This window comes from Agrobacterium leguminum (assembly GCF_015704895.1).
GTDB classification, from domain to species: Bacteria; Pseudomonadota; Alphaproteobacteria; order Rhizobiales; family Rhizobiaceae; genus Agrobacterium; species Agrobacterium leguminum.
The window spans coordinates 551,026-571,411 of the sequence record NZ_JADQWB010000001.1; the positions used below are offsets into that span (position 1 = coordinate 551,026).

The 20,386-nt window shown below is 61.8% G+C and carries 18 protein-coding genes; 5 read left to right on the forward strand and 13 right to left on the reverse strand.

What is annotated here, in order from left to right; genetic code table 11:
* The first annotated feature begins 1 nt into the window (after position 1).
* Genes I3J13_RS02740 through mobB form a run of 3 tightly spaced genes read left to right on the forward strand, consistent with a single transcriptional unit; the run spans position 2 to position 2,336 of the window.
* Positions 2-1,201, forward strand: coding sequence for a multidrug effflux MFS transporter (locus I3J13_RS02740; RefSeq protein ID WP_020809125.1), 1,200 nt, complete (start codon positions 2-4; stop codon positions 1,199-1,201).
* Positions 1,198-1,824, forward strand: coding sequence for a molybdenum cofactor guanylyltransferase MobA (mobA, locus tag I3J13_RS02745; protein ID WP_196377943.1), 627 nt, complete (start codon positions 1,198-1,200; stop codon positions 1,822-1,824). The genes I3J13_RS02740 and mobA overlap by 4 nt, the downstream gene beginning before the upstream one ends.
* Entirely contained in the window at positions 1,821-2,336 is a 516-nt protein-coding gene (gene mobB, locus I3J13_RS02750; protein WP_196377944.1) for a molybdopterin-guanine dinucleotide biosynthesis protein B, read from the forward strand. Before mobA ends, mobB begins: the two co-directional genes overlap by 4 nt.
* A gap of 280 nt (positions 2,337-2,616) precedes the next feature.
* Here mobB and I3J13_RS02755 read toward each other — a convergent pair whose 3' ends face one another.
* From I3J13_RS02755 to I3J13_RS02815, 13 genes are all read right to left on the reverse strand, one after another.
* Positions 2,617-4,182 (reverse strand): LysM peptidoglycan-binding domain-containing M23 family metallopeptidase, encoded by a 1,566-nt coding sequence (locus tag I3J13_RS02755; RefSeq protein ID WP_196377945.1) that lies wholly within the window; start codon positions 4,180-4,182, stop codon positions 2,617-2,619.
* 345 nt (positions 4,183-4,527) lie between these two features.
* Positions 4,528-5,181, reverse strand: coding sequence for a protein-L-isoaspartate(D-aspartate) O-methyltransferase (locus tag I3J13_RS02760; RefSeq protein WP_003522731.1), 654 nt, complete (start codon positions 5,179-5,181; stop codon positions 4,528-4,530).
* Positions 5,178-5,948, reverse strand: coding sequence for a 5'/3'-nucleotidase SurE (gene surE, locus I3J13_RS02765; protein ID WP_020811580.1), 771 nt, complete (start codon positions 5,946-5,948; stop codon positions 5,178-5,180). The genes I3J13_RS02760 and surE overlap by 4 nt, the downstream gene beginning before the upstream one ends.
* Before the next feature lie 207 nt (positions 5,949-6,155).
* The gene (serS, locus tag I3J13_RS02770) at positions 6,156-7,439 is read right to left on the reverse strand and encodes a serine--tRNA ligase (protein WP_059760200.1); all 1,284 of its coding nucleotides are present in this window, start codon (positions 7,437-7,439) and stop codon (positions 6,156-6,158) included.
* Between the two features lie 101 nt (positions 7,440-7,540).
* The gene (gene tatC / locus I3J13_RS02775) at positions 7,541-8,344 is read right to left on the reverse strand and encodes a twin-arginine translocase subunit TatC (RefSeq protein WP_003522727.1); all 804 of its coding nucleotides are present in this window, start codon (positions 8,342-8,344) and stop codon (positions 7,541-7,543) included.
* On the reverse strand, positions 8,341-9,108 hold the full coding sequence (gene tatB / locus I3J13_RS02780; protein ID WP_196377946.1) for a Sec-independent protein translocase protein TatB: 768 nt from the start codon (positions 9,106-9,108) through the stop codon (positions 8,341-8,343). Before tatB ends, tatC begins: the two co-directional genes overlap by 4 nt.
* A gap of 157 nt (positions 9,109-9,265) precedes the next feature.
* Complete coding sequence (locus tag I3J13_RS02785; RefSeq protein ID WP_003509722.1) at positions 9,266-9,472, reverse strand: twin-arginine translocase TatA/TatE family subunit; 207 nt, start codon at positions 9,470-9,472, stop codon at positions 9,266-9,268.
* 128 nt (positions 9,473-9,600) lie between these two features.
* Positions 9,601-10,335: an SMC-Scp complex subunit ScpB gene (gene scpB / locus I3J13_RS02790; RefSeq protein WP_196377947.1), complete on the reverse strand. Its 735-nt coding sequence runs from the start codon at positions 10,333-10,335 to the stop codon at positions 9,601-9,603.
* A complete protein-coding gene (locus I3J13_RS02795) occupies positions 10,325-11,173 on the reverse strand; it encodes a segregation and condensation protein A (protein WP_003522723.1) in 849 nt (282 codons plus the stop codon). The genes scpB and I3J13_RS02795 overlap by 11 nt, the downstream gene beginning before the upstream one ends.
* 58 nt (positions 11,174-11,231) lie before the next feature.
* On the reverse strand, positions 11,232-12,248 hold the full coding sequence (gene nagZ, locus I3J13_RS02800; RefSeq protein ID WP_196377948.1) for a beta-N-acetylhexosaminidase: 1,017 nt from the start codon (positions 12,246-12,248) through the stop codon (positions 11,232-11,234).
* A gap of 261 nt (positions 12,249-12,509) precedes the next feature.
* On the reverse strand, positions 12,510-15,554 hold the full coding sequence (locus I3J13_RS02805; protein WP_196377949.1) for an SPOR domain-containing protein: 3,045 nt from the start codon (positions 15,552-15,554) through the stop codon (positions 12,510-12,512).
* Positions 15,555-15,620: 66 nt separating this feature from the next.
* A complete protein-coding gene (argS, locus tag I3J13_RS02810) occupies positions 15,621-17,378 on the reverse strand; it encodes an arginine--tRNA ligase (protein ID WP_003522720.1) in 1,758 nt (585 codons plus the stop codon).
* A 75-nt stretch (positions 17,379-17,453) separates the two neighbouring features.
* Positions 17,454-18,671, reverse strand: a complete 1,218-nt coding sequence (locus I3J13_RS02815; protein ID WP_059760463.1) for a deoxyguanosinetriphosphate triphosphohydrolase — start codon at positions 18,669-18,671, stop codon at positions 17,454-17,456.
* Positions 18,672-18,886: 215 nt separating this feature from the next.
* Here I3J13_RS02815 and erpA point away from each other — a divergent pair, with 215 nt between their 5' ends.
* Both erpA and xth read left to right on the forward strand, forming a co-directional pair.
* Positions 18,887-19,219, forward strand: coding sequence for an iron-sulfur cluster insertion protein ErpA (erpA, locus tag I3J13_RS02820; protein ID WP_020811519.1), 333 nt, complete (start codon positions 18,887-18,889; stop codon positions 19,217-19,219).
* A gap of 298 nt (positions 19,220-19,517) precedes the next feature.
* A complete protein-coding gene (xth, locus tag I3J13_RS02825; RefSeq protein WP_174056875.1) occupies positions 19,518-20,315 on the forward strand; it encodes an exodeoxyribonuclease III in 798 nt (265 codons plus the stop codon).
* Positions 20,316-20,386 lie beyond the last annotated feature (71 nt).

Below are 20,386 nucleotides of genomic sequence, written 5' to 3' on the forward strand. Positions count from 1 at the left end.
CATGAACAGCGGCCGTTTTCTGGACAGGACCACCCCGCCCCACATCATCACGCTGGTGGTCATCGCCGGCGTCGCGGCGCTGTGCATGAATGTGTTCCTGCCCTCGCTTGCGGCCATGGCGGTTTATTTCGAGACCGACTACGCGGTGATGCAATTTGCCGTTTCGGGTTATCTTGCCGCCACCGCCTGCCTGCAGCTCATCATCGGCCCGCTTTCCGATCTCTTCGGACGCCGCCCGGTCATGCTGGCCAGCATCGCCATCATGATCGTCGCAACGCTCGTCTGCATGCTCGCGCCCAACATCACCGTCTTCATGATCGGGCGCGTCGCGCAGGCGGCCGTCGTTTCCGGCTTCGTGCTGGCGCGCGCCATCGTGCGCGACATGGTACCGATGGAACAGGCGGCCTCGATGATCGGCTACGTGACCATGGGCATGTCCGTGGTGCCGATGGTGGGGCCGACGGTTGGCGGCCTGCTTAACGACATTTCCGGCTGGCAATCGAGCTTCGCCCTCCTCTCCCTGCTCGGCGTCGGCATTCTGGTGCTCGCCTGGTTCGATCTCGGCGAAACCAACCACAATAAATCGGCAAGCTTTTCGCAGCAGTTTCACGCCTGGCCGGAACTTCTGCGCTCGCCGCTCTTCTGGGGTTATGCGCTGACCTCGACCTTCTCGTCAGGCATGTTCTTCTCCTTCCTCGGCGGTGCGCCCTTTGTCGGCAGCGTGCTTTACGGGCTTGCGCCGGCCATGCTCGGGCTGCAATTCTTCTTCATGGCCAGCGGTTACATGCTCGGCAACTTCATCTCCGGCCGTTATGCCAGCGAAATCGGCATTACCCGCATGATGCTGTCGGGCAATGTCATCGCCATTGCGGGCATCGCCACGACCATGATGCTGATCTCCGCCGGGGCGGAAAGCGCCTATGCGTTTTTCGTGCCGCTCGCCTTGATCGGCGTCGGCAACGGCGTGACACTGCCAAGCGCCAATGCCGGCATGGTCAGCGTCCAGCCGCATCTGGCCGGTTCCGCCTCCGGCCTCGGCGGCGCGATGACCATCGGCGGCGGCGCAGCGCTCTCGGTGCTCGCCTCCTCGGTCCTGTCCAGGGAGGACGGAACCTGGCCGCTTCTTCTGGTGATGCTGGCGACCGGCCTTGTCGCCCTCCTCACCACCTATGTCGTAAGGCTGCAGGAAAAGCGGGAATGACGGCCCCTTTCGAAATACCCGGTCTCGTGCTTGCCGGCGGGCTTTCGCGGCGCATGGGCAGCAACAAGGCGATGGTGCAATTGGGCGATGCGCCCCTCATCTCCCATGTCATCAGCCGCATCACGCCGCAGGTCTCAGATGTCACCATCAATGCGGCCAATGGCTGGGCGGAGAGTTTCGGCCTGCCGCTGCTGCCCGATACGCTGAACGGCCATGCCGGGCCGCTCGCGGGTATTCTCGCCGGCATGCGCCATTTCCAGCATCGCGGGGATGCGGCGAGCCACTTCCTGACGGCGCCCGCCGACAGCCCATTTTTCCCGGACGATCTCGTGGCGCGGCTTTACGAACACCTGTCGGACAATGCAATCGTCATCGCCGCCTCCAGCGGCCAGCTTCACCCGGTTTTTGCGCTGTGGCCGCTGGCGCTGGCCAACGATCTCGAGGCCTGGCTGAAGAACGATGCGAACCGGCGCATCCGCGCCTATCTCGCCCGCCATGTCACCATCGGCGTGGCCTTCCCGCCGCTGGAAACGGCAAAGGGCAGCCTCGATCCGTTCTTCAACATCAACACGCCGGATGAACTGGCGCTGGCGCGCAGCTATCTGGAGAACCTGCAATCATGACGGCACAAAAGGTCTTCGGCATCGCCGGCTGGAAGAACTCGGGCAAGACCGGCCTTGCGGTCCGTATCGTCACCGAGCTGACGGCGCGCGGCTACCGCGTCTCCACCATCAAGCACGCCCATCATGATTTCGATATCGACAAGGTCGGCGCGGATAGCTGGCGTCACCGCCAGGCCGGCGCACATGAGGTCACCATCGTTTCAGGCACCCGCTTCGCCATCATGCATGAATTGCGCGGCGAACCGGAACCCTCCTTCGAGGATATTCTCGCCCGCCTCGCCCCCTGCGATCTGGTGCTGATCGAAGGCTACAAATACGAGCCGGTGCCGAAGATCGAAGCACGCCGGCTGGAGGCCGCCAAGACCGAACCGCTTGCGCCGCTCGATCCGCATATCGTCGCCATTGCCGCCGACCATGCGGTGACAGACACGGCGCTGCCGGTTTTCGATCTCGACGATACCGGGGCCATTGCCGATTTCATCGAGAAGACGGTTGGGTTAGTGAAGGGGTAATGCCCCTGAAACCGGGGATGATGTCCGAGTCGACTGCCTCCCCACTTCCGTCATACCGGCCCTGAGCCGGTATCCAGCCAGCCCAAGTCCTTGGGCTGAAAGGACCCTTTCGCCGCGCCGACGCGCGTCGGCTGGATGCCGGATCAGGTCCGGCATGACGGAGGAGAAGTGCCGTGAAGCCGAAGCCCACAACGCCTGACGCAATCTCCCGTGATCCCCACCCCAAAAATGAAAAAGCCGGGCTCTTCACCCGGCTTCATCATTCCTTGAGACGCAATACCTATTCAAGGAAACTGGAGGGGTTCACCGGCGTCGCATCCTTGCGAACTTCGAAGTGAACCTGCGGACGCTTGGCGCTGCCGGTCATGCCCGATGTGGCGATGGTCTGGCCGCGCTGCACCTTCTGGCCGCGCTGCACATCGAGATTGGCGGCGTTGCCGTAAACGGTGACCTTACCGTCGTCATGGCGGACGAGAACCGTGTTGCCGAGCTGCTTCAGGCCGTTACCCGCATAGATGACCACGCCGTTTTCAGCAGCCTTGATCGGCGTGCCCTCGGGAACGGAGATATTGATGCCATCGTTGCGGCTGCCTTCGACATTGTCGCCGAAATTGTTGATGACCGCGCCGCGAACCGGCCAGCGATATTTGCCGATGCCCGTGGATTCCGGTGCGACGGAAGCCATGTCGGCCTTTTTCTCGATGTCGCTGACACTGGCGGTGGCCGGTGTGGCAGGCGCAGTCGGAGCCGCGGCAGCAGCCGGTGCCTTGTAGGGCTCAGGCTTGGCCGATGCGGTTTCGACCGGCTTGGCCGCTTCCTTGGCGGGAACGGAAGCCGTCTTGATGGCATCCGTCGAAGCGCCGGGCATATTGAGCGTCTGGCCGACGCGGATGCTTTCGTTGCTGAGACCGTTTGCCGCCTTGAGGGCAGCGACCGACACACCGTTTTCGCGGGCGATCTTCGCCAGGCTGTCGCCCGGCTGAACCTTGTAGCCACCGGTGGGCGGCAGCGGCTTGCCGCCGGGAGGCGTCAGCTTGCCGGTTTCGGAGGAAACCTTGTCACGGGCGGCGGCCTGCGACGGCAGCACAGCCACGTTCCCTTCAGGACTACGCAGCGGTGTCGGCTGGTCGCCATTGCGGTTGAGAGCGATATCGCCGGCCGCGTCCTTGGCGGCATTGCGGACCTGACCGAACTTCGGAATGAGGATCGACTGACCGGCCTGCGCCGAGGATGCGGTCTTCAGACCGTTGACGCGCAGCAGTTCCTTTTCCGGAACGCCGTAGCGGTTGGAGAGGGTCGCGATGCTTTCCCCGGGACGCAGGGTCACGGAGGAAGCGCCATCGGTGTGCCAGCCGTTCTTGTCGGAACGAACGGTTGCGGTCGTCAGATTATCAGTGACGGGAGCGGCAGCCTGCCGGGCGGGCGCCGCAAGAGACGGCGCGGCCTTGGGCTGAGCGGACGGGAAAGGCTGGGCCATGGCTTCGTTGCGGCTCGACGGATCGCGGCTTGCCACCGCCGTCGGCGCCGACAGCTCGGAACGCTGCACCGGAGAGGCCGAAGCCGAGCGGGCCGTGGAAGGCTGAACGCCGCCATAACCGCCCGATTGCGGGTAGGAATTGCCCGCCATGTTCTGGTTGGCATAACCGCCCTGCGGTGCTGCAGAGGCGTAACCGCCATTCATGTCGCCCTGCGGAACCGGGGCCTGCCCGTAAGCACCGCCGCCCTGACGGGCAGGAATTGACGCCGTGGTCATCTGATCCGGTCCACTGGAAAAGAGGCCGCTGAACCGCGTTGCATCCGAGCTACAGCCCGTTGCGACGCTTGCCAGCAATGCCGCTGCGAACATTTTTGCGACTGATTTTCCGATTTTAGACGAATGTCTCATACGCATGACTCGATCTACACTGACGCCAACCCGCCGCATCGAGACCGATCCGGCACAAATTTCACTTCTTGCAAGGCCCATTTCCCGAGGTGGGGAAAACCATGCGTCGATGTTTATGATTAAAGCGCGTTAGTGTTACCACGCCGTTAAAACGTTAAGCCGTTCAGCGCTTTTTTGACACTTCGATAACCATGACGAAAACCGGATGCGTCATGTTGATACAATAATGATATTGAAAATCAGATAGTTGCGGCAATTCAGAACATTAGGAGACAAAAATACAATGTCGCCAAAATTTTCATTTTGTCACAAATGACGCGCAATATGAGTGCTGAGCGGCAGGTAAGGCGCCTCGAACAGCTCTTCCTTCTCGAAGCGGCTGCCGGTCTTGGAGAAGCGTGTCATCACGCAACGTTCGTCTTCGAGAATGATCGGCGCGATCATCATGCCGCCCGAAACGATCTGCTCGGCAAAGAAGCGGGGCATGGTGGTGAAGGCGGCGGTGGAGACGATGCGGTCGAAGGTGCCCTCGCCCACCAGGCCGTTGCTGCCATCCGCCTGACGGATGACGACGTTGCGAATGGAGAGATCGTCTAGACAGTTCTGCGCCTGCTGCACCAGCGTCTTGTAACGCTCCAGCGAAAAGACGCGCTCCACTCGGCGCGCGATGATCGCGGTCATGAAACCGCTGCCCGTGCCGATTTCCAGCACGCGCTGGCCGGGTTTCAGCTGCAGCCGGGCAAGGATCTTCACCGCCATGTCCGCGCCTTCCATGAAGGCGCCGCAGTCGATCGGAATCGTGCGGCTGGAATAGGCGTCCGCCGCAAATTGCGGCGGCACGAATTTGGAGCGTGGTGTCTGCTCGACCGCCGTCAGAAGGTCGAGATCGGAAATCCCCTCGCCCCTTAAGCGGAGAACGAGAGCGGCAAAACCTTCCTTTTCGACCATTGCGGATTTCAATCGGCGACTCCGAATCCAAGTGCTTGCGCAACCCGATCCTTCACCGTGTAGTCCGTCAGGTCAAGCTTAAGCGGTGTGACGGAAATCTTGCCATGTTTCAAAGCGTGGATATCGGTGCCTTCGCGGAAGGTGCCGAGACGCTCGCCGAAGCGCAGCCAGTAATAGGGAAAACCGCGGCCATCCTGACGCTCTTCCACCGTCAGGCCGAAATCGAGCTTGCCTTGCCCGGTCACGGAAACGCCTTGCACATCCTTGGGCGCGCAATTGGGGAAATTCAGATTGAGGAACGTGCCGTCAGGCAGATCGACATTCATCAGCTTGCGCAGCAGGTCCGGCGCATAGGTTTCGGCGACTTCCCACGGCACGACGCGGCCATCGGCGTGGCTGAAGGCCTGGCTGAGCGCAAAGGAGCGCACGCCCTGCAGCGTGCCTTCGATGGCGCCGGCAATGGTGCCGGAATAGGTCACGTCATCGGCCATGTTGGCGCCGGCATTGACACCGGAGAGCACGAGATCCGGCTTTTCCGGCAGGACTTCGCGAATGCCCATGATGACGCAATCGGTCGGCGTGCCGCGCAGCGCGAAATGCTTGTCGGAAACTTTTCGCAGACGCAGCGGTTCGGACAGTGTCAGCGAGTGCGCGAGACCGCTCTGGTCGGTCTCCGGTGCGACGATCCAGACATCGTCGGACAGCGTACGGGCGATACGCTCCAGCACGGCCAGACCCTCGGCGTGGATACCGTCGTCATTCGTCAGCAAAATCCGCATGTTTTCCTCCGCTGCTGTATCCCACTATGAGGACACAATGATTTCTCTAACAGAAGCACCCCCACGACCGTCATTCCGGCCTTGAGCCGGAATCCAGTCGACGCGCGTCTGCGCGGCGGGAAGAGTCTTTTTTCAGCCCAAGGACTTGGGCTGGCTGGATTCCGGCTCAAGGCCGGAATGACGGCCGCGCCCTTAGCAGACGAACAATCAGGCCGCCTTCTCGATGCGCTTCAGACCGCCCATATAGGGCAGCAGCACGTCCGGAATTGTGACGGAACCGTCCTCGTTCAGATAATTTTCGAGAACCGCGATCAGGCAGCGGCCGACGGCCGTGCCGGAGCCGTTCAGCGTGTGCACGAACTTCGTCGCCTTGTCGTCCTTGCCGCGATAGCGCGCATTCATGCGCCGCGCCTGGAAATCGCCGCAGACCGAGCAGGACGAAATTTCGCGATAGGTGTTCTGCCCGGGCAGCCACACTTCCAGATCGTAGGTCTTGCGGGCGCTGAAGCCCATATCGCCGGTGCAGAGCGTCATGGTGCGGAAATGCAGGCCAAGGCGCTTCAGCACCTCTTCGGCGCAGGCCGTCATGCGCTCATGTTCGGCAACGGCGCTTTCCGCATCGGTAATGGAGACGAGTTCGCACTTCCAGAACTGATGCTGGCGCAGCATGCCGCGCGTGTCGCGGCCGGCCGAGCCCGCTTCCGAACGGAAGGACGGCGTCAGCGCCGTGAAGCGTAGCGGCAGCTTCTCCTGGTCGAGAATTTCGCCGGAGACGAGGTTGGTCAGCGTCACTTCCGCTGTCGGGATCAGCCAGCGGCCATCCGTAGTCCTGAACAGGTCCTCGGTGAATTTCGGCAATTGGCCGGTGCCGAACATCGCCTCGTCGCGCACCATCAGCGGCGAGGACACTTCGGTATAACCGTGTTCGCCCGTGTGCAGGTCGATCATGAACTGGCCGAGCGCCCGTTCCAGACGCGCGAGCTGGCTGGTCAGCACCGTGAAGCGCGCACCGGAAAGCTTGGCGGCGCGCTCGAAATCCATATAGCCGAGCGCTTCGCCGATATCGAAGTGTTCCCTGGCCTCATGGTTCCAGCCGGGCTTCTGGCCGACCACGCGGGCCACCACATTGTCATGCTCGTCATTGCCGTCGGGCACGTCGTCAAAGGGCATGTTGGGCAGGCGCGACAGGGCATCGTTGAGCTCGGCGGTGACCTGACGGTCCTCCTCCTCCGCGCGCGGCATGTTGTCCTTGAGATCGGCGACTTCCGCCTTGAGTTTTTCGGCAAGCTCCATGTTCTTCTGCGCCATGGCGGCACCGATTTCCTTGGAGGCGGCGTTGCGGCGCGATTGCATGTCCTGCAGGGACTGGATGACGGAACGGCGCTTTTCATCGAGCGCGATCAGACCGCTGGCGGCGGGCTCAGCACCTCGGCGTGCAAGCGCCGCATCGAAAGCTTCGGGGTTTTCGCGTATCCATTTAATGTCGTGCATCGTCGTTCCAGACCGTTGTTGCATCGTCGCGTTTTACAGCAAAACGCCGGGCATGAGCCCGGCGCGAGGAAATGTCGTGAGCGGCGAGACCTTCAAGAATGTCAGGTCTCCTCCAGCTCCGTGCTTTTGGATTCCGCCGCACGTTTCCTCTCCACGAGTCGAGCCATGTAGATGGAAATCTCGTAGAGAATGATCGCAGGCAGCGCAAGACCGATCTGGGACATGGGATCCGGCGGCGTCAGCACGGCGGCGACCACGAAGGCGAGGACGATCGCGAACTTGCGCTTTTCCCGCAGCCAGTCGCTGGTCAAAAGCCCAACGCGCGCCAGAAGCGTGGTGACGACAGGCAGCTGGAACACCAGACCGAAGGAGAGAACCAGCGTCATGATAAGGCTCAGATATTCCGACACCTTCGGCATCAGTGAAATCGCCACCTCGCCATCCTCGGGCAATTGCTGCATGGCGAGGAAGAACCACATGACCATGGGCGTGAAGAAGAAATAGACGAGCGCCGCACCGATGAGGAAAAGGATCGGCGAAGCGATGAGGAACGGCAGGAAGGCCGCCCGTTCGTTCTTATAGAGACCGGGCGCCACGAATTTATAGAGCTGCGAGGCGACCACCGGAAACGAGATCACCATCGCGCCGAACATGGCGACCTTGATCTGCGTGAAGAAGAATTCCTGCGGCGCGGTATAGATCAGCGACGATTTCGTGACATCGAGGCCTGCCCAGAGAACCGCCCATTTGTAAGGAATGACGAGCAGGTTGAACAGGTGCTTGGCAACGGCGAAACAGGCGATGAAGGCGACGAAGAACGCGCCGAGCGCCCAGATCAGCCGCGTGCGCAACTCCATGAGATGCTCGATAAGCGGCTGCGGCTTGTCCTCGATATCCCCGCTCATGCTTCATCCTTTTTGGGCTTTGCGGCCTTGGTTTTTGCCGTTTTCGCCGGCTTGGTCTCGGCCACGACCGCCTTGTCTGCGGCAGACTTCCTGACGGCAGCCTTTTTGGCAACGGCCTTCACGGTGGGATTGGAAACAGCGGGCTTCGAAACGGCGGGCTCACTGGTTTTCGCGGCGGTTTTCGCGACCGGGGCGGTTTCGGGCGTTGCCGCCGCGGCCTTGCTGCGGGCGGCGCGTTTGGGCTTGACGGCAACCGCTTCGGCCTCCACGGTCGCAATCGATTTCGCCCGCGCGCGCTTCGGCTTCTCCTCCGCAGCGACGGCTGCGGCAACCGGCGCGGCGGATGCGGCGACAACAGGCGGCGCATCCGGCAGCTTCATCTCCGGCTCGGGCACGCTCACCAGCGGCGCAACCGGCTCGCCTGCGACGGGCGCAGGGGTGGAAGACAGGCCGTCCGGCGGGGTGGTCGCCTTCTGCAGATCGGACTTGATCTCATTGCCAAGCTGGCGAAGCGGGTTCATCGCATCGCGCAGCGAGTTGGTGGGGTTGAGATTGCGGACATCGGAGATGGTCTGGCGCACATCGTCCATGTCGGCCTCTTTGAGGGCCTCGTCGAACTGGGTGCGGAAATCCCCCGCCATCTTGCGAAGGCCGGCCATCGTCTTGCCGAAAGCGCGGATCATGGGCGGCAAGTCCTTCGGCCCGACGACCACGATCAACACGACCGCAATCACCAGAAGCTCGCTCCAGCCGATATCTAACATCAATATGCTCCCGAGACCCTAGCGCATCGGCCCCGAAAATCGGAATCGATTTTCGACCGGAACGATGCGCAACATACAAGTGGTAGAGCGTCCTTGTACGTCCGAAAAAACGCACGGCGCTCTAGCGCCAGTCCCACACCAAGCGGCGACAGGCCGCTTACTTGATCTCGTCAGCCTTGTGGTCGACGGTCTTCGTGTTGGCATCGGCCGGCGGCGGCGTCTGGTCTTCGTCAGCCATGCCCTTCTTGAAGCTCTTGATGCCCTTTGCGACATCGCCCATCAATTCCGGGATCTTGCCGCGTCCGAAGAGGACGAGAACGATCACCAGCACGATGAGCCAATGCCACACACTAAAAGAACCCATAACTGAAACTCCTGAATTTCGCTTTCAGACGATGTAAGACGTTTGAAAGGCTTTTTCAAACGACAAATCGCCGCTTCGACAGCGAGTGCGCATAAAGTTTTCGTGGCCACGCCAACAGGATGGCGATATCAGTCGTCGCCATCGCCCCCGCCCGGCGCAAGCAGGCCCAGTTCCTCGAGATCGAGCTGCGTGATCGGGTCTTCGTCCTCCCGCAATTCGTCGCTCATCATCGGCAGAGGAACGCCGAAATTGGAGGGAATGCGGCCCGAAAGCAGCCCTGCCCCCTTCAACTCCTCGAGTCCCGGCAGATCGCGCAATTCCTCAAGGCCGAAATGGTCGAGAAACTCCACCGTGGTCCCGATCGTCACCGGCCTGCCGGGGGTACGCCTGCGGCCACGGAATCTGACCCAGCCCGCCTCCATCAGCACATCGAGCGTGCCGCGCGAGGTCTGAACGCCGCGGATTTCCTCGATTTCGGCGCGTGTCACCGGTTGATGATATGCGATAATCGCCAGAACTTCCAGCGCCGCGCGCGACAGCTTCTTCGGCTCCTTTTCCTCCGCGCGGATCACGAAGGAAAGATCGCCGGCGGTGCGGAAGGCCCATTGCCCGCCCACCTGCACGAGATTGACGCCCCGCTCCGCATAAAGAACCTTGAGATGCTGCAGAATGGCGACGACATCCATGCCGCGCGGCAGGCGCTCGGCGATGAAACCCACGGAAACCGGCTCGGACGAGGCAAAGACCAGGGCCTCGGCGATCCGCTCGGCCTCCCTCAGCTGGCGCTCGGAAAATACCGTGGGTTCGGGCTCGGCCCCGTCGGCGGCGATGGTAGCCTCGGCGGTCTCGTCGTCACTCATCATTGTCAGTCCTTTCGGCATTCACCGCACGGTCGTCCCGTCCACCCTTACGCATATAAATGGGCTGGAAAGCGCCCTCCTGCCGGATTTGCAGCGAGCCCTCGCGCACCAGCTCCAGCGAAGCGGCAAAGGCGCTGGCAATCGCCGTCACCCGCATGGCGGGATCGGGCACATATTGCAGCAGATACTGGTCGAGCACGGTCCATTCCCCGACATCGCCGAGAAGATGGGTCAGAAGCTCACGCGCCTCGACAAGCGACCAGACCTGCCGTTTTTCAATGGTGACCTGGGTAATCGCCTGCCGCTGCCGCAGATTGGCGTAAGCGCTCAGGAGATCGTAGAGATTGGCCTCATAGGCCGAGCGGTTGATATGGGGAATATGCTCCGGCGCGCCACGGGCAAAAACATCACGGCCGAGCTGGGCGCGGTTGACGAGGCGTTCCGCCGCCTCGCGCATCGCTTCCAGGCGTTTCAGCCGGAAAGCGAGCGTCGCGGCCATTTCCTCGCCCGAGGGACCGTCATCCTTCGATTGCTGCGGAATGAGGAGCTTGGATTTGAGAAAGGCGAGCCACGCCGCCATGACGAGATAATCGGCAGCAAGCTCGATACGCACACGGCGCGCGCTTTCCACGAATTGCAGATATTGTTCGGCAAGCGCCAGCACCGAAATGCGCGACAGATCGACCTTCTGCGTGCGGGCAAGATGCAGCAGCAGATCGAGCGGGCCTTCGAAACCCGCGACATCGATGACCAGCCCGGCCTCGCCCGTCAGCCGCTCCGGCGTCACATCCTGCCAGAGCTTGTCCATCGGTGTCGAATTGCGAGACTTGTCTGCGGCCATTGTTCCATCCGCCGGGCGTCCGGCCTGTCGTCCCGAGTAACGGGCCGCCGCCCGACTGTCAGGAAACGGCCCACATGGCGTTGAATTCGGCTCTCAGTTCCGCTTCGTCGGAAGGGTCCGCAACGGGGAAACCCGCTTCCACGGCCCGCACCCGCTCCAGCGAACGGCCGGAAAGAACGGGAACCTCCTTCACGACCTCAAGCATTTCACCCATCACACCGTTGCAATGCAAGACTATATCGCAGCCGCCCGCAACAATATTCGCAGCTCTTTCACCGAGCGTGCCCTTCAGCGCATTCATGGAACTGTCGTCGGACATCAGCAGGCCGTCAAATCCGATCCGGCCGCGAATGATTTCCTCGATCACCTTCGGCGAGGTCGTCGCCGGCCGCTCACGGTCGACGGCGTTGAACACCAGATGCGCGCTCATCGCCATCAATTCGCGGTTCAGCGCCCGGAACGGCACGAAATCATGGGCGTCCAGCTCATCGAGCGGCACATCGACGACCGGCAGTTCATGGTGCGAATCCACCATGCCACGGCCATGGCCCGGCATATGTTTCATGACAGGCAGCATGCCGCCCGCCTTCAGCCCGTCGGCCGCCGCCTGCCCCATCTCGGCCACCATGGTCGGGGTATAGCCATAAGCGCGATTGCCGATGACATTGCTGGCGCCTTCCACCGGCACATCGAGCACCGGCAGGCAATCGACATTGATGCCGAATTTCATAAGGTCGAAAGCATGCAGGCGCGACATCAACCAGGCGGCGCGCAGACCCGCCCCCCGGTCGCGCTCATAGATTTCACCGAGAATGCGGGCGTTCGGATAGGCCTGCAAGATCGGCGGCTTGATACGCTGCACGCGCCCGCCCTCCTGATCGATCAGAACCGGCGCATCTGGCCGCCCGACGGCATTGCGCATGGCGGCGACGAGATCGGTGATCTGCTGCGGCTCGCCAATGTTGCGCCCGAACAGGATGAAGCCCCAGGGCTGCTCATCGCGATAAAGGGCAATCTCGTCGGCAGTCAGCGAAAGCCCGCTGCATCCGAGGATCATAGCTTTGCAATCGGTCATGGTGTCACGCCTGTTACAGAATAGATGGGAAGAACTTTGCCTGCTCCTCGGCCAATGCCGGGGGCGGCGACGTTTACCGTCCGTCACCCCGGCCTCCGAGCCGGGGTCCAGCGCGATCAAGTCCTTGATCGCGTAAGACTCGTTTCACGGCGCAGACGCGCCGTGGCTGGATGCCGGATCAAGTTCGGCATGACGGAGGTTAGGTGCTCCGTCACTGTCGTTAGACAACAGCGCCGGGGTACTACCCCCGGCGCGTCTCTATCACCGCGCCACGAGGCAGCTACCGCCGGCCGAGCGGAACTTTTCGCACAGCGCCACGGCTTCGTTCTTGTCACCCGCCGGGATGCGGACGCGGTAGAACGTGCCCTTGCCGGCGATTTCGGCGGCCTTGATGTCGACGCCGCGTCCACCGATGACCGAGCCGAACTTGGCCGACATGTTCTGGTAGGACTTCTGGGCTTCCGCCTGGCTCGGCAGCGAGGCGATCTGGATGTAGTAGCCACCGGCGGAAGGCGTGCTGGTCGCTGCAGGCGTCGCGGCTGCCGTCTGCTGCTGCGCGGCCTGCGGCTGCGCCGGAGCGGTCGCGGGGCGGACATTGCCCTGATTGGTCACCGTTGCCACCACATTGGCGGGCTGCGAGGACGGACGTGCCGCAGGAACGGGCGCCGCCGACTGGGCAGCCGGTGCCGTATGTGCAGTCGGTGCCGTAGCGGCTGGCGTATTTGCCTGGGGCTGAGCCTGTTCCGGCGCGACCGGAACCCGCGATGCGGCGATGACGGCGGGAGCGCCCTCACCGGGCTTGGCGGTCTGCGGTGCTGCAAGCTCCTCGACCTTGTCGGCCTTCGGCGGCTGGGCTGCCGGCACCTCGACTTCCTGGGCAACCAGCGTGCCGTCAGGCTTGACGATCATGGTGCGGACCTTGCGCGGCGAAACGCCGGTTGCAGCCGAACCTTCGTTCTGTGCGGCCTTTTCTTCCGGCGAAAGCAGGCGCGGATCCTCGGTCTCGCCAACCGGCGTGCCGGCGGCTTCCACATCCGCGTCGTTTTCGCCTTCCAGCGGCAACTGTTCGGGGATCAGCGTGCGCTGAACCACATCCACCGGCTGCTCGTTGCTGGAAATCAGCGCCGGCTGCTTCGGATCGGCAGCGCTGCCACCGGCCACGCGGTCATAAACCGCCTTGTCCTGGTTCGGCACAACGCGACCGCCCGGATTTTCCGGCACGACCTTCATCGGATCGTTATCGGCGGAGATGATGACCGGCGCGCCATTGGAACCGGTGCTGGACGAACCGCCGGAGACCAGCGCGTAAACGCCGCCACCGATCAGCACCAGACCGATTGCAGCGGCAACCGGCATGATCCAGCGGCGACCGCCGCGTTCATCTTCCTCACGATAGGCCGCCTGATGGTCGACATAGGTGTTTTCGGCATCGCGCGGGGCGCTGCCACGGGAAGCCGCAGCCTCCTGCATGGAGCGGCGGAAATCCTCTTCAAGCGCCCGTTCGAATTCGTCGGCTTCTTCCGGAGCCTGCGCGGGACGCGCCTGGGCGGCGCCACGGTTTTCCGCGTGCTTATGACGGTCGAGACCGCCGGCAACCGCAGGCGCAAACAGCGTCGCAAGCTCGGTATCGATATCGAGATCTTCCTCGTGACGGCGCGCGGCCGGCTTGGGTTCGAAAACACCGACCGGCAGTTCCGGCACGTCCATCTCGACGATGTTTTCCGGATGTTCTTCCGTCTCGCCGATCTGCGAAGGATCGAAAGGCAGGCTTTCCAGCGTCTGCGGCGCGGCCGGCTGCGGTGCTGCGGCGGCCGGACGCGGCTGAACCGCAGCAGCGGCCACGGGTGCGGCAACGGCAACGGGAGCCGGGCGCGGCTGCGGCGCGGGCTGTTCCCTCACCGGCTGCGGCGCAACGGCAGCAGCAGCAACCGGAGCGGCCGGCGGCTGGCGAACGGGCTGCGGTGCGGGCGCAGGCGCAACTTCCGCCTCGGCAATTTCAGACAGGTCCAGATCAAGATCGAGATCGTCGAGCGCAAGCTCGAAATCATCGTCGTTGAAGCCGGCGAAATCCGTGAAATCAAGCTCCTCAGCGGGTGCTGCGGGCGCAGCAGCGACAATCGGCGCTGCCTTCACGGGCGCGGCGGCAACCACGGGCGGCTCCACCTTTGCAGCCTGCGCAGCGGGAACGTCCTGCACCAGCGGTGTTTCGCCGCGACCGGGAATGGAATATTTCGCGACGTCGTAAATCAGCTCGTCCATCGGCGAAAGATGTTTCGCTGCCGGTTTCTCGGCAGCCTCGAACGCCAGAGGCTCTGCGGCAGGCGCAAAGGTCTCGGCGACCGAAGGCGTAAAGGACGGCGCGGTCTCTTCCGCCTGAACGACGGCAGGTGCGGGAGCGGGCTCCACCTGCGGCTCGATACGGGCTGCGGCAGGCTGCTGTTCGGAACGCGGCTCGACCCGCTTCGGATCGGCGGCCGAAACATCCCGGCGCGCGCCGAAATTGGCGAGCGGCAGCCGCAGGCTGGAAAATTCCAGCGAGGAACGACCGCCATGCGACGGCGGACGCACGGAAACCGGTGCGGGCGCTTCCTCGGCGACGGCTATTTCCACCTCATCGGCGAGATCGAAAGCCTGCGGCTCCGGCGCATAGGAATGACCATCGGCGTGAATGTTGCTCGAAACATCGGCCGGAAGCTCCGGCATCGTGTGCCATTCTGGCTCTACGGGTTCTGCGGCCTGCGGTTCTTCCCATGCCACCTGCTGGGCGGCGGGCTGGTAAACCATCGGCTCGGCGGGACGCGACTGACGCGAATGCACATCGAAAACTTCCGCCACCGCGGAGGCATCGTCGCGGAAATCCGCGCGAATATCCTGCGTGGTCGTTTCGACATAGTTGTGAATATAGGCCTGATCGACCTCGGGAAGCGGCTCTTCCCTCATCTCCGGTGCGGATGCGGCCACAGGCGCGGGTTCGTCCACCGGCGCAAGCTCGGGCTCGCGGCGGGCGAAAACCGATTCGACACGCTGCATGAAATCGTTGGGGTGGATGCCCGCACGAACATCGTTTGCCGGATCAAGAACGACCGGATCGGCGTGCGGTGCGTCGTAAACCTCGAATTCCCTCAGAAGCTCATCTTCGAGATTGAATTCGGGTTCGCGGCGGGTCACCGATGGCTGAGCCTCGGAACCCGCATGCGAAGGACGATCTTCGAAGCCGACGATACGCGCCAGTTCTGCCAGAGGATCGTTGTCAGCGAACCCTTCGGACCGGGCGTCCCGGTTATACGCGACATTTTTTTCGACCATTACGTGTTCCACCATCTACGCATTGCAGCTCTTGCCAGCGTATTGTGAGCAAATAATGGTGATATGTTATCGCATTTCAGCAGGTGCGTCCGCTCCTAAAAGCGTAAGGCCGGACCTCAAAACATTTGCGACAGCATTCACCAGCCCAAGTCTGGCAATGCTCAATTCTCGGTTTTTATCGTTAATAAAACGTAATTCCGGCTGGTCTTTACCCTTGTTCCAGTGTCCATGGAAGGAACTGGCGAGATCGTAGAGGTAAAAAGCAAGCCGGTGCGGCTCGTGCGAAAGGGCCGCCGATTCGATCAGGCGCGGATATTCCGCAAGCTTTGCAACCAGCTGCAACTCATTGATATCGCTAATCAAAGCAACAGATGCCGCCATCTCCTCAGCCGAAGGAGAAAGCCCTGGAAACGCTTCCTGCGCCTGCCGGAAGATCGACATCGAGCGGGCATGCGCATATTGCACGTAAAAAACCGGATTATCCTTCGATTGTTCGGTCACTTTCGCGAAATCGAAGTCCAGCGGCTCGGAATTCTTCCGATAAAGCATCATGAATCGCACCGGATCGCGACCCACTTCGTCGACGACATCGCGCAGCGTGACGAAGTCGCCGGAGCGCTTCGACATCTTCACCGGCTCGCCATCGCGGAACAGTTTGACGAGCTGGCACAGAAGCACGGTCAGTTTCGACTTGCCTTCGGAGACGGCGCGCGCAACCGCTTCCAGCCGCTTCACGTAACCGCCATGGTCGGCGCCGAGCACATAGATCATCTCGGAGAAACCACGGTCGAACTTGTTCTTGAAATAAGCGACGTCGGCGGCGAAATAGGTGTAGGAACCGTCCGACTTCATCAGCGCACGGTCCATGTCGTCGCCCACCTCGGTGGAGCGGAACAGCGTCTGCTCGCGATCTTCCCAGTCTTCCGGCAATTCGCCCTTCGGCGGCGGCAGGGTGCCCTTGTAGACATGGCCCTTGAAGGTGAGATCGTTGATAGCCGAGAGGATCGGGCCGCCATTGCCCTCATGCAGCGTGCGCTCCGAGAAGAACACGTCGTGCCGGACGTTGAGCAGTGCCAGATCCTCGCGGATCATCGCCATCATCGCGTCGATCGCCTTGTCCTTGACGATCGGCATCCACTTTTCCTCGGGCATGGCGCGCAGCTTGATGCCATATTCATCCGCCAGCGCCTGACCGACGGGAACGAGATAGTCCCCGGGATAAAGGCCGGACGGAATGGTTCCGATATCTTCGCCGAGCGCCTCGCGGTAACGCAGGAACACCGAACGGGCCAGCACATCGATCTGCGAGCCGGCATCGTTGATGTAATATTCCTTGGTAACGCCATAACCGGCAAAAGCGAGCAGGTTCGCCAGCGTGTCACCGACGACGGCGCCACGGCAATGGCCGACATGCATCGGGCCGGTCGGATTGGCGGAAACATATTCGACGTTGATCTTCTGGCCCGCACCGATGGTGGAGCGGCCGAAATCGACGCCCTGCCCGATCATGTCGGCGAGAAGGCGCTGCCAGTAACCGACGGAAACCTTGAGATTGATGAAGCCCGGACCGGCGACATTGACGCTATCGACATCGCCATCGGCCTGAAGTGCGGGCACGATGAGTTCGGCAAGAGCGCGCGGATTGGTGCCGAGCGGCTTCGCCAGCACCATGGCGGCATTGGTTGCGACATCGCCGTGGCTGAGATCGCGCGGGGATTCGACGGTAATTCGACTGAAATCGACCTTTTCGCGGTTCTCTTTCACGAGATCGAGGGTCTCGAGCGCGTTTTTGATCCTGGTATCGAAATCGGCAAAAATGTTCATCGTTCCAACCTGCGCGAAGGGCTTCTGTTTATATCCGGCCTTTTAACCGGGTCGGCTTCGCGATCGCCCGCTGCCCTATCGCAAATCGGGGGTGTGGTCAAACAGCCGCTGGTGGGCGCGCAGTGCATAACTGTCGGTCATGCCGGCCAGATAGTCGCCCACATGCCGGGCTTTTGCGGCCACGCTCATGCCGGAAATGCTGTCCACCCAGTAGTGGCTCTGCATTTCCGCCGGCGTTTCCATATAACGGTGGAAAAGATCGGTGACGATCTGTGTCGCGCCGGCGCGGATGCGCATGATTTCCGGATGCCGGTAGATATGGCCGAACAACAGTTTCTTGATCTGCCGGTCGGTCTCGGCCATTTCCGGCGAGAAGGTCGCAACGGTGAAATCGGCAGCGCGGATATCAGCCGCACTCTTCGGCTTCAGGCGGGCCAGATTCTGCTGCGCAACGCCGATCACATCTTCCACCATATGGGTGATCTGCCGACGCATGATCTCATTGGCGAAACGCTCCTTGTCGAGCACGGGATACTTCGCCCGCACCTCGGCCATCAGGCCGCCGAGGAACGGCACCTCCTCCAGCATCTCGAAGGTGAGATAACCGGCACGCAACCCGTCATCGATGTCGTGAGTATTATAGGCGATGTCATCGGCAATCGCCGCCACCTGCGCCTCGAGGCTGGCATAGCTGCCGATTTCCAGATCCTGCAGCTCGCAATATTCGAGGATGGGCAGCGGAACCGGTCCCTTGATCCCCTCGCCCTTCGCATTCACCAGCGGTCCATTGTGCTTGACCAGCCCTTCGAGCGTCTCCCAGGTCAGGTTGATGCCGTCATATTCGGCATAACGGCGCTCCAGCTTGGTGACGATGCGCAGCGACTGCGCATTGTGGTCGAAGCCGCCATAGGGCAGCAGCACCGCATCCAGCGCATCCTCGCCGGTATGGCCGAAGGGCGTGTGGCCGAAATCATGCACCAGCGCCACGCCTTCGGCCAGATCCTCATCGAGCTTCAGCGCGCGGGCGAGCGCCCGGGCGATCTGCGCCACCTCGATGGTGTGGGTGAGGCGCGTGCGATAATGGTCGCCGTCAGGGCTGATAAACACCTGCGTCTTATGCTTCAGGCGGCGAAAGGCTGTCGTGTGGACGATACGGTCCCGGTCGCGCTGGAACTCCGAGCGCGTCAGGCTTCCGGTTTCGGGAAAAAGACGCCCGCGCGTGGTCCATGGATCCGAGGCGAAAACCGCCCTCTCGCCGCTTCCGAAACCCAATGCGCGCTGGTCTATGATCATGCATCCACCTGTTGTCTTCTCCAGCCGGGACTTCCTTTTGGTCTCGGCCATTGACCTTTTCATTCACCCTTCATACCTATCGCAGAGGTCGGCGCAAAGCATCATCGCCGCGTTGACCGTCTTCACACAGGCTATAGACCGTTAATTTGACCGGTTTATAATGGTGACAACGAGATCATTGCTCTCCGGTTCTTGACCCCGGCAGGAGAAACGACATGGAAAACAGCGACATTACCCTTTCGGAAGCTGCGGCGAAGCGAATCGCCCAGATCGTCGCGGCCGAAGCCGGCAAACAGGCGCTGCGCGTCTCGGTGGAAGGCGGCGGCTGCTCGGGCTTCTCCTACAAGTTCGATCTGGCCGAAGACAAAGCCGATGACGACATCGTGATTGCCCGCGGCGACGCCAAGGTGCTGATCGACAGCCTCTCGGTCGTCTATATGGCCGGCTCCGAAATCGACTTCGTCGACAATCTGCTCGGCCAGTCCTTCCAGATCAAGAACCCGAATGCGGTGGCAAGCTGCGGCTGTGGCACCAGCTTTTCTATTTGAGCGAACGGCCCGCGACTCGGCCTCGATGCTCTCAGCTTTGAGGTGATCCCCATCTCTCTCCTTCCCTCATCCCTGTGCTTGTCACAGGGATCCAGCCAGCCCAAGTCCTTGGGCTGAAAAGAGTCCTCTCGTCGCGCAGACGCGCGTCGGCTGGATTCCTGTGACAAGCACAGGAATGAGGGAAACGATAACCCCGCCATTCTTGCTTCTTTCCACCACATCCACAGGGCCGTTTTCCAAAAACGGTGGCAATCGCTTTTGCATCGGGTAAAAGTACCCTCGCAAAAGGGAAACTCCGATGAAGATTGCCACCTGGAACATCAACGGCGTCAAGGCGCGTATCGAAAACCTCTGCCAGTGGCTGAAGGATTCATCGCCCGATATCGTCTGCCTTCAGGAAATCAAATCGGTCGACGAGGGTTTTCCCCGGCTGGAGCTGGAGGCGCTCGGCTATCACGTCGAGACCCATGGCCAGAAGGGCTTCAACGGTGTCGCCCTGCTCTCGAAGGTCAAGCCCGACGAGGTCAATCGCGGCCTGCCGGGTGACGATGCCGATGAACAGGCGCGTTTCATCGAGGGCGTGTTTTCCGTCGATGGCGGCGCGATCCGCGTCTGCTCGCTTTACCTGCCGAACGGCAATCCGCCGGACGATCCGGTGAAATATCCCTACAAGCTTGCCTGGATGGAACGGCTGCGGCATTTTGCCGAAGATCGCCTCGCGCTCGAGGAGCCGCTGATCCTTGCGGGCGACTATAACGTCATTCCCGAACCCTTCGATTGCCACGACCCCCGTGTCTGGGAAGGCGACGCCCTGTTCCTGCCGAAAACACGCGCAGCCTTCCGCAGGCTGGAGAATCTCGGTTTCACCGATGCCGCGCGTGCGACGACGGATGAAGCAGGACTTTATTCCTTCTGGGATTATCAGGCCGGGGCATGGCCGAAAAACAATGGCATCCGCATCGATCATCTGATGCTGTCGGCCGAAGCTGCCGACAGGCTGCAATCCGTCAGCATCGAAAAACATGTGCGGGCCTGGGAAAAACCGTCCGACCATGTGCCGGTCTGCGGTTATTTCGATTTCAGTCCGGTCGGCTGACAGACACCCTTCAGGCGGAAGAAGCCGTCTCGATCGCCATTCTCAATCCGGCCCGTTCTCAATCCGGCCCG

Excerpts from the sequence above, each read along its gene's own strand:
- erpA (WP_020811519.1), top strand. The coding sequence starts at position 18,887 with ATGGAAAACAGCGACATTACCCTTTCGGAAGCTGCGGCGAAGCGAATC.
- xth (WP_174056875.1), top strand. The coding sequence starts at position 19,518 with ATGAAGATTGCCACCTGGAACATCAACGGCGTCAAGGCGCGTATCGAA.
- nagZ (WP_196377948.1), bottom strand. The coding sequence starts at position 12,248 with ATGACCGATTGCAAAGCTATGATCCTCGGATGCAGCGGGCTTTCGCTG.
- mobB (WP_196377944.1), top strand. The coding sequence starts at position 1,821 with ATGACGGCACAAAAGGTCTTCGGCATCGCCGGCTGGAAGAACTCGGGC.
- mobA (WP_196377943.1), top strand. The coding sequence starts at position 1,198 with ATGACGGCCCCTTTCGAAATACCCGGTCTCGTGCTTGCCGGCGGGCTT.
- scpB (WP_196377947.1), bottom strand. The coding sequence starts at position 10,335 with ATGATGAGTGACGACGAGACCGCCGAGGCTACCATCGCCGCCGACGGG.
- argS (WP_003522720.1), bottom strand. The coding sequence starts at position 17,378 with ATGAACATTTTTGCCGATTTCGATACCAGGATCAAAAACGCGCTCGAG.
- I3J13_RS02805 (WP_196377949.1), bottom strand. The coding sequence starts at position 15,554 with ATGGTCGAAAAAAATGTCGCGTATAACCGGGACGCCCGGTCCGAAGGG.
- tatC (WP_003522727.1), bottom strand. The coding sequence starts at position 8,344 with ATGAGCGGGGATATCGAGGACAAGCCGCAGCCGCTTATCGAGCATCTC.
- I3J13_RS02755 (WP_196377945.1), bottom strand. The coding sequence starts at position 4,182 with ATGTTCGCAGCGGCATTGCTGGCAAGCGTCGCAACGGGCTGTAGCTCG.
- I3J13_RS02795 (WP_003522723.1), bottom strand. The coding sequence starts at position 11,173 with ATGGCCGCAGACAAGTCTCGCAATTCGACACCGATGGACAAGCTCTGG.
- I3J13_RS02785 (WP_003509722.1), bottom strand. The coding sequence starts at position 9,472 with ATGGGTTCTTTTAGTGTGTGGCATTGGCTCATCGTGCTGGTGATCGTT.
- surE (WP_020811580.1), bottom strand. The coding sequence starts at position 5,948 with ATGCGGATTTTGCTGACGAATGACGACGGTATCCACGCCGAGGGTCTG.
- serS (WP_059760200.1), bottom strand. The coding sequence starts at position 7,439 with ATGCACGACATTAAATGGATACGCGAAAACCCCGAAGCTTTCGATGCG.
- tatB (WP_196377946.1), bottom strand. The coding sequence starts at position 9,108 with ATGTTAGATATCGGCTGGAGCGAGCTTCTGGTGATTGCGGTCGTGTTG.
- I3J13_RS02740 (WP_020809125.1), top strand. The coding sequence starts at position 2 with ATGAACAGCGGCCGTTTTCTGGACAGGACCACCCCGCCCCACATCATC.
- I3J13_RS02815 (WP_059760463.1), bottom strand. The coding sequence starts at position 18,671 with ATGATCATAGACCAGCGCGCATTGGGTTTCGGAAGCGGCGAGAGGGCG.